Source organism: Streptomyces sp. SID486 (assembly GCF_009865385.1).
GTDB lineage: Bacteria > Actinomycetota > Actinomycetes > Streptomycetales > Streptomycetaceae > Streptomyces.
This window is the reverse complement of sequence record NZ_WWJT01000006.1, coordinates 1-8,367: the sequence shown is the minus strand read 5'-3', so window position 1 is coordinate 8,367 and position 8,367 is coordinate 1. Positions and strand designations below refer to the sequence as shown.

Here is an 8,367-nt window from a genome sequence, read left to right as displayed (position 1 = left end):
GTCGGCGCCGCGCACCGCCGCGCGGGCTGTGCGGATCGCGTGGGCCGCGCCGTCGGTACCGGTGGCGGGCGGGGGCGTCGGGATCATGGGGTCCCCTGGTGGGAGCGGTGGTTCGTGGGCCGGGACACGCGGCGGTGGGGCGCCTGCGTGGGAGCCCGGGCCCGCCGGCCCGTACCGGTCAGCCTGGGGCCGCCGGCGGGCGCGGGACAGGCCGTGCGGCGTTCCCTGCGGACAGGGGCACGAGTCGTGCACGTCGGGGCATCGCGGCGGACCGCACGGTGCGCCCGGTGGCGTGGAGGACGGCCGGCCGCTCCGGGGCGGCAGCGGGGACGACGGGCGTTTGTGCCTGAGTTCTTCCTGGTGGTCAGCGGGTCCGGGTGCTTGGCTGGTCCGTGCGGCACGACCACGCCTCACCGATGCGGCCCGGTCGCCGCCGTCCGGGACCGGCGCGGCCCTCTGCCGCGCGTGCCGCCCGCCACGGCCCCGGTGACACTTCTGCCCCAGGGAGAGCCAGTTGAGCTCGGTGATGACGACCGATTCGGTACCGGACCGGAAGAAGGCCGCCTTCTGGGCGGACGCGGTGAGCCGCGCGCTGGTGCCGGTCGCCGTCACCCCGCGCGACGGCACGACGTTCACCGGCACGATCACCACCGACCGTCTGGGATTCCTCCGGATCTGCCGTGTGGAGGCCGGTGCCCAGCGGGTCAGCCGCACTCCGGCGCTGATCGGGCCGTCACCCGAGGACCTCGTGGCGGTGGTTCTCCAGACGGCGGGCGCGGCCGTCTTCGTCCAGGGCGGCCGGCGGACCGAGGCCGGCGAGGGCAGCCTGGTGTGCTACGACACGACGCGGCCCTTCACCTTCGTCCACCCGGAGCGGTTCACCGCCCACGTCTTCCAGCTTCCGCGCCATGTGCTGGGCGTCGCGGACGACGACCTCAGGCAGGTCACGGGCACCGCCATCGGCACCGGGCACGGGTTCGGTTCGGTGCTGCTGCCCTTCCTCACCACGCTGGCCGCGTCGGCACCCACGTGTCCGCCGGCCGTCGGGCACCGGCTGGCCGGGCATGTGGTCGACCTGTTCGCCACCCTGATCGCCGAACGCGCCCAGCCGGCCGCCGCGCGGGGGGACGCGGGCCCGGAGCACCTGGTGCGGTCCGTCCGCGTCCACATCGACCGCAACCTCGGTGATCCCTCCCTCTCACCGGAGTCCGTCGCGAGGGCACACCGGATATCGGTCCGCTACCTGCACCGGCTGTTCGAGGGTGAGGGCGTCACGGTCAGCCGTCTCATCCAGCGGCGACGGCTGGAGGAGTGCGGGCGGGAACTGGCCCGGCGCGGGCGGGTGACGCCCACCGTGTCGTCGGTGGCGCAGCGCTGGGGGTTCGTCAGCCCCGCCCACTTCAGCCGGGCGTTCCGGGCCGCCTACGGCGTCTCCCCACGGGAGTGGCGCGACCGGCGGGCGCGCCGGGGCACGGGTGCCGACGACGCGGACCCCGCCGGCACCCCGGCACCCTGAGCCGCACCGTCCGCGCGGGCGTGGCCGGGCCGGACGGCCGGCGGTCCGGCAGGTGACCGCAGACGCCCCTTGCCCTCGCACTGTTGAACATTGCAATAGATGGGGCCGCGAGCCGACCGGCGCGACCGGGCAGCGCCGGTACGTACCCCCGCCACCCGGCCCCACGACCACCCCTGGCGCAAGCCACCCCCGCCACCCGAGCTACCCATGGCGCAAGCCGCACCCGCCACCCGGGCCCCCTGACGCACGAGCCGCCCCACCCGGGCCGGGCAAGCCACCCCCCGCCGCGGGGGCCGGCCCCGACTCCACCCGTCCTCACCCGAACGCCGTAGTGGACGGAGATCCGTGCGGCCGATCGCGGCGCGCCCGGGGCGGCGGTCCCGAGGGCGGAGCCGGCTCGCCGCCGGGAGCGGCTGTTCTGCGCGAGCGGCCGAAGTACCGCATAGTGGACGAGGTGACCGGCGTCCGGGCGCCGTCGTCGGTGTGCCATCTCCCCGTCGGCCTCGACACCCACGGCTGCTTGACACAACGCCAGCCCATGCGGGCCGCCGCACCGACGCTGCGCACATAGGAGGCTGTATGTCGTTCCAGGACCCCGCAGTGCCCGTCTGCCCCTTCGACTTCGCCGAGGCGCTGGAGTACGACCCGTCGTTGGCCTCACTCGCGCAGGAGGGCCCGGTCAGCCGGATCCGGTTGCCCTACGGCGAGGCCGAGGCATGGCTGGTGACCAGTTTCGCCGGGGTGCGCCAGGTGACGTGCGACCCGAAGTTCAGCCGGGCGGCGATCGTCGGGCGCGACTACCCGCGGATGACGCCCGAGCCCATCGTGTCCCCGGAATCGATCAACGTGACGGACCCGCCGCACGCCACCCGGCTGCGGCACGTCGCGGCCCAGGCGTTCACCCGGGACCGCGTGGCCGGTATGCGGCCGGCCGTGGACAGGGTGGTGAACGGGCTCCTCACGGCGATGGCCGAGGCGGGGCCGCCCGCGGACCTGGTCACCCATCTGTCGGTGCCGCTGCCGCACCTGACGATCTGTGAGCTGCTCGCCGTCCCCGAGGCCGACCGCGATCACCTGCGCACGCTCACCATGCGGCTCCTGGCCACCTCGGCGGACGCCCGGAAGGTGGCCGCCGACGCCAAGGCCGACCTGCGGGCCTACTTCGCCAAGCTGGTCCCGGACCGGCGGAGCTCCCCGGGCGAGGACCTGCTCAGCACCATGGCCACGGCCCCGGTGCCGGAGGGTGAGAAGCCCCTGAGCGACGACGAGTTGGCGGTCCTCGCCGTGACGCTCATCCTCAGCGGCAACGACACGGCGACCTGCCAGATCAGCAACATCGCCTATCTGCTGCTGACCCGGCCCGAGCAGTGCGCCGCGCTCGCGAGCGACCCCGACCGGCTCCCCGGCGCACTGGAGGAGCTGCTGCGGTTCATCCCCTTCCGCAAGGGGGTCGGCATCCCGCGGATCGCGCTGGAGGACGCGGAGATCGAGGGCACCGCCATCAGCGCCGGCGACTACGTGCACGTGTCCTACCTCGCGGCCAACCGGGACCCGGCCGTCTTCCCCGACCCGCACACACTCGACCTCGAACGGCCGGTGCGCCCGCACATGACGTTCGGCTGGGGCGGCCACCACTGCCTCGCCGCACCGCTGGCCCGGGCCGAGCTGGACAGCGCGGTGGCCGGCTTGCTGGCGCGTTTCCCGGACCTGCGCCTCGCCGTCGGCCCCGAGGACATCGAGTGGGACACCGGGACCATCCGCCGCTTCCCGGTGCGCCTGCCCGTCGTCTGGTGACCCCCCGCCCGGCCCGCCCCGCCTCCCGCCTCCAGGCCCGAACCCCGGCGACGCCACCGGCGGGCGGCCAACCGGCGGCGGGCGGCGGGCGGCCAACCTACGGAGGCCGGCCAACCGGCGGCGGCACCCGACCGGCGGCGGACGGTCGACCGACGGCAGGCGGCCAACCTACGGCGGGCGGCGGGCGGTCGACCGACTGCGGACGCGGTGCCGTACCGGTCGAACAGTGCCTGGAGCGGTGCGGGTGTCGGGTCTTACGGAGTCGTGACGTCCGAGCGCGCCCGTCCGGTCCGCCGGCGGGGCGGGCCTAGCGTGGACGCATGCGTGTACTGGTCACCGGCGGTGCCGGGTTCATCGGCTCTCATGTCGTCGAGGCGCTCACCGCGCGCGGACACGAGGCCATCGTGTTCGACGTGCGTGCGGATCCGGCCGCCGACGTACGCGATCCGGCGGCGGTCGCGCGGGCCGTGGCCGGCGTGGACGCCGTCTGCCACCAGGCCGCGATGGTCGGCCTCGGCGTGGGGTTCGCGGACGCGGCGGAGTACGTCTCGCGCAACGACCTGGGCACCGCCGTCCTGCTCGCCGGCATGGCCGAGGCGGGGGTACGGCACCTGGTGCTGGCCGGGTCGATGGTCGTGTACGGGGAGGGGCGTTACGCGTGTCCGCGTGACGGAGTGGTGCGGCCGGGGCCGCGGGCCGTCGCCGATCTGGAGGCGGGGCGGTTCGAGCCGCGCTGCCCGGTGTGCGGCGCCGCCCTCTCGCCCGGCCTGGTCGGCGAGGACGCGCCGGCCGACCCGCGCAACGTGTACGCCACCACCAAGCTCGCGCAGGAGCACCTGGCCGCCGCCTGGGCCCGGTCGACCGGTGGGTCGGCCGTCTCGCTGCGCTACCACAACGTGTACGGGCCCCGGATGCCCCGCGACACCCCCTACGCGGGCGTGGCCTCCTTCTTCCGGTCCGCGCTCGCCCGGGGTGAGGCACCCCGCGTGTTCGAGGACGGCCGGCAGCGCCGGGACTTCGTGCATGTGCGGGACGTGGCCGCGGCCAACGTCGCGGCGCTCCTGGCACGGCCGGCGCCGGGTGCGCTCACCGCGTACAACACCGGCAGCGGCGAGCCGCACACGGTCGGGGAGATGGCCCGGGCGCTGGCCGACGCCCACGGCGGCCCGGCGCCCGTCGTCACGGCGGAGTACCGGCTGGGGGACGTACGGCACATCACGGCCGACTCCTCGCGGCTGCGCGCCGAACTGGGCTGGAAGCCGCAGGTCGGCTTCGCGGAGGGCATGCGGGAGTTCGCGGGCGGCCACTGACCGGCGCCGCGAGCACCGACCACTCCTACAGCGCCGCGGGCACCGACCACTCCTACAGCGCCGCGGCACCGACCGGCACCACGGCGCCGGGGGCACCGACCATTCCTCCGGCGCTGCGGGCACCACCAGCACTACGGCGCCAGGGGCACCGACCATTCCTACGGCGCTGCGGGCACCGACCGTTCCCGCGGCGCCGCGGCACCGACCGGCACTACGGCGCCGCGGGCAGGGTGACCTCGAAGCGGCAGCCGCCGGGGATGTTGCGCACGCTCGCCCGGCCCTGATGGGCCTCGACGATCCCGCGCACGATGGCGAGGCCCAGGCCCGCGCCGGCGGGCGGGGTGCGGGCGTCGGTGCCGCGCCAGCCGGTGTCGAAGACGCGCGGCAGGTCGTCCTCGGGGATGCCGCCACAGCCGTCCGTCACGGAGAGGACGACGCCGTCGGGCGAGCGCTCGGCGGCGACGGCGACCGTGCCGTCCGCGGGTGTCCGGCGGATCGCGTTGACCAGCAGGTTCCCCAGGACCCGGCTCATCTCCTTGGCGTCGACCTCGACGGGTACCGGCGCCACACCGTCGCCGACCAGCCGTACGCCGTGGGCGTGGGCGAGCGGGCCGGCACCGGCGAGGGCGTCGCCGACGAGGTCGTACAGGGAGATCCGGGAGGGGGTCAGGGGGAGCGTGCCGGCGTGGATGCGGGAGAGTTCGAAGAGGTCGCCGACCATGTCGTTGAGGCGCTCCACCTCGGTGCGGATCTGCTTCAGGTAGCGGCCCGGGTCGTCGGCGACGCCGTCCTCCAGGGCCTCCGACATCGCGCGCAGACCGGCGAGCGGGGTGCGCAGGTCGTGGGAGATCCAGGCGACCAGTTCCCGGCGCGAGGTCTCCAGCATGCGTTCCCGCTCCCGGGACTCGGCGAGTCTGGCACTGGTGGCGGCCAGTTCGCGGCTCACCGCGGCCAGTTCGGCGGTGGCCGGGGCCGCGGGCGGCGCGAAGTCGCCGCCGTCGCCGAACGAGCGTGCCGCCATCGCGAGTTCGCGGCTGCGCGCGACGACCCAGCGGCCCAGTATCAGCGCGGTCACCAGAGAGACGACGGCCGCCATCGCGACGACCGTCGTCACCACCGTCAGGTCGTGCGGGGAGAGGAACATCGCCCAGGCGACGGCGAGGGTGCCCGCGAGGACACCGCAGACGCCGACGGCCGCGACCACGGCGAGGGACACGGTGAGCGAGCGGCGGCGCAGCAGCCGCAGCGCGGCGGCCCCCACCAGGCCCATGGCGGCGGCCCCGGCGAAGGCGTACAGGGCGATCAGCAGAACGTCGCGCATGTCAGTCCGTCTCCTCCCGGCCGCTGGGGTCGAAGCGGTAGCCGACGCCCCACACGGTCTGGATCAGGCGCGGCCGGCCCGGGTCGTCCTCGACCTTGCCGCGCAGCCGGCGGACGTGGACCGTGACGGTGGAGAGGTCACCGAAGTCCCAGCCCCACACCTCGCGCATCAGGTCCTCCCGGCTGAACGCCCGCCCCGGGTGCCGGAGCAGGAAGACGAGGAGGTCGAACTCTCGCAAGGTGAGGGCGAGTTCCACGCCGTCGCGGGTGGCGCGGCGGGCGGCGGGGTCGACGGTGAGTCCGGCCGCGGCCAGCCGGCGGGTGTCCGCGGCGGGGAGCGTGCGGCGCAGCACCGACCGTATCCGCAGGATCAGTTCGCGGGGGCTGAACGGCTTGGTCACGTAGTCGTCGGCACCCACCTCCAGGCCCAGGATGCGGTCGTCCTCGTCACCCCGGGCGGTGAGCATGACCACGGGGACGGGGGCCTCGGCGCGCAGTCGCCGGCACACCTCCAGGCCGTCCATGCCGGGCAGCATCAGGTCGAGCACCACCAGGTCCGGCCAGTGGGCGGCGGCGCGGACGAGGGCGGTGGGGCCGTCGTCGGCGCGGTCGACGACGTAGCCGGCGCGGCCGAGGTACCCGGCGACGACCTCGGCGACGGTGGCGTCGTCGTCGACGACCAGGACCCGGGCGGCCCCGTGGGCGGACGGCACCCCGGACACTCCGGTGTCGGAGGCGGACGGCACCCCGGTCGCCGCGGCCCCGTGGGCGGGCTGCACCCCAGGCACCCCGGTGACGGAGGCGGACGGCGCCTCGGTCGCTGCGGCCCCGGAGGCGGACTGCACCCCGGACACTCCGGTGTCGGAGGCGGACGGCACCCCGGTCGCTGCGACCCCGGAGGCGGACTGCACCCCGGGCACCGCGGCCCCGTGGGCGGACGGCACCCCGGGCACCCCGGTGTCGGGGTCGTTCGGGTCCGGGGCTCTGCCCTGCGTGGGCACGTGCGGCTGCTGCATGGCTTCAGCCTCGCACCGGCCCGCCGCGGATGTCGCACCCACGGCCGGGCCCCGGCCCCGACGTCCGTGTTTCGTAAGGAGCGGAAGCCCGAAATGTCCGCTTGCCGTTCGTAGGGTGAACGGCGTGATCCCCTCGACACCCTCATCACCGGCGCGCGTGGATGTCGTGCTGCCCTGCCTCGATGAGGCGGAGGCCCTCCCCTGGGTCCTCGCCCGGATCCCGGCGGGCTGGCGCGCTCTCGTGGTCGACAACGGCTCCACCGACGGCTCGGCCGGCGTCGCGGCCGCCCTCGGCGCGACCGTCGTGCACGAACCGCGCCGCGGTTTCGGCGCCGCCTGCCACGCCGGGCTGACCGCCGCCACCGCCGACGTCGTCTGCTTCTGCGACTGCGACGCCTCGCTCGACCCCTCGCTCCTCGTCCCCTTCGTCCGTGAGGTACTCGACGGTGAGGCCGACCTGGTTCTGGGACGGCGGCGGGCCCGGGCCCGCGGGGCCTGGCCCGCGCACGCACGGGCGGGCAACCTCGCGCTCGCCCGGCTGCTGCGCCGCCGTACCGGCCTGCGCCTGCACGACCTCGGCCCGCTGCGCGCCGCCCGCCGGGAGCCGCTGCTCGCGCTCGGCCTCAGCGACCGGCGCAGCGGCTACCCGCTCCAGATGGTGGTGCGCGCGGCCGACGCCGGCTGGCGGATCACCGAACACGACGTGCCCTACCTCCCGCGCACCGGCACCTCGAAGGTGACGGGCACCTGGCGGGGCACCTGGCAGGCGGTGCGGGACATGAGCCGCGTCCTGGCCGAACCCCCGGCCGGCGAAAGGACCGTACGGTGACCACCCTGCTCGTCATCGCGAAGGAACCGCTGCCCGGTCGCGTCAAGACCCGGCTCACCCCGCCGTTCACCCCCGCCGAGGCCGCCGCGCTCGCCGAGGCGGCGCTCGCCGACACCCTGCACGCCGTGTCGGCCGCCCCCGCCACCCGTCGGGTGCTGGTGCTCGACGGCTCCCCCGGCCCCTGGCTGCCGCCCGGCTTCGACGTCGTACCGCAGTGCGCGGGCGGACTGGACCTGCGGCTGGCCGACGCGTTCGCGCGGTGCGAGGGGCCCGCCGTGCTGATCGGCATGGACACCCCGCAGGTCACCCCCGAGCTGCTGACGGTGGACTTCTCCGGGTACGACGCCTGCTTCGGGCCGGCGGAGGACGGCGGCTTCTGGGCGCTGGGGCTGGTCCGGCCCGACCCGGCCCTGCTGCGGGGCGTGCCCATGTCCACCGCGCGTACGGGCGCCGTCCAGCGGCGCCGGCTGGTCGCGGCGGGACTGCGGGTGCGTGATCTGCCCCGGCTGCGGGACGTGGACACCGCGGCCGACGCGGCGGCGGTCGCCGCGCTCGCCCCGCACGGCCGGTTCGCCGCCCGAC

The 8,367-nt window shown here is 75.8% G+C and carries 7 protein-coding genes; 5 read left to right on the top strand and 2 right to left on the bottom strand.

All coding sequences use genetic code 11. The features are described from left to right. Positions 1 to 526 precede the first annotated feature (526 nt). From GT045_RS00740 to GT045_RS00730, 3 genes are all read left to right on the top strand, one after another. Entirely contained in the window at positions 527 to 1,516 is a 990-nt protein-coding gene (locus GT045_RS00740; protein WP_202526754.1) for a helix-turn-helix domain-containing protein, read from the top strand. Between the two features lie 579 nt (positions 1,517 to 2,095). Next, entirely contained in the window at positions 2,096 to 3,310 is a 1,215-nt protein-coding gene (locus GT045_RS00735) for a cytochrome P450 (protein ID WP_161332959.1), read from the top strand. Positions 3,311 to 3,630: 320 nt separating this feature from the next. Further along, entirely contained in the window at positions 3,631 to 4,620 is a 990-nt protein-coding gene (locus GT045_RS00730) for an NAD-dependent epimerase/dehydratase family protein (protein WP_161332958.1), read from the top strand. Between the two features lie 211 nt (positions 4,621 to 4,831). Here GT045_RS00730 and GT045_RS00725 read toward each other — a convergent pair whose 3' ends face one another. Both GT045_RS00725 and GT045_RS00720 read right to left on the bottom strand, forming a co-directional pair. Then, positions 4,832 to 5,941, bottom strand: coding sequence for a HAMP domain-containing sensor histidine kinase (locus GT045_RS00725; protein ID WP_161287583.1), 1,110 nt, complete (start codon positions 5,939 to 5,941; stop codon positions 4,832 to 4,834). A 1-nt stretch (position 5,942) separates the two neighbouring features. Further along, positions 5,943 to 6,662 carry a response regulator transcription factor gene (locus GT045_RS00720; RefSeq protein ID WP_345942512.1) on the bottom strand — a complete coding sequence of 240 codons (720 nt, stop codon included), beginning with the start codon at positions 6,660 to 6,662 and terminating at the stop codon, positions 5,943 to 5,945. Positions 6,663 to 7,083: 421 nt separating this feature from the next. On the opposite strand from GT045_RS00720, the gene GT045_RS00715 reads away from it, so the two are divergent. Next, the gene (locus tag GT045_RS00715) at positions 7,084 to 7,785 is read left to right on the top strand and encodes a glycosyltransferase family 2 protein (protein WP_345942511.1); all 702 of its coding nucleotides are present in this window, start codon (positions 7,084 to 7,086) and stop codon (positions 7,783 to 7,785) included. After that, positions 7,782 to 8,367: DUF2064 domain-containing protein (locus GT045_RS00710; RefSeq protein WP_161332957.1), on the top strand; the 586-nt coding region annotated here is incomplete at its 3' end. The genes GT045_RS00715 and GT045_RS00710, both read left to right, overlap by 4 nt.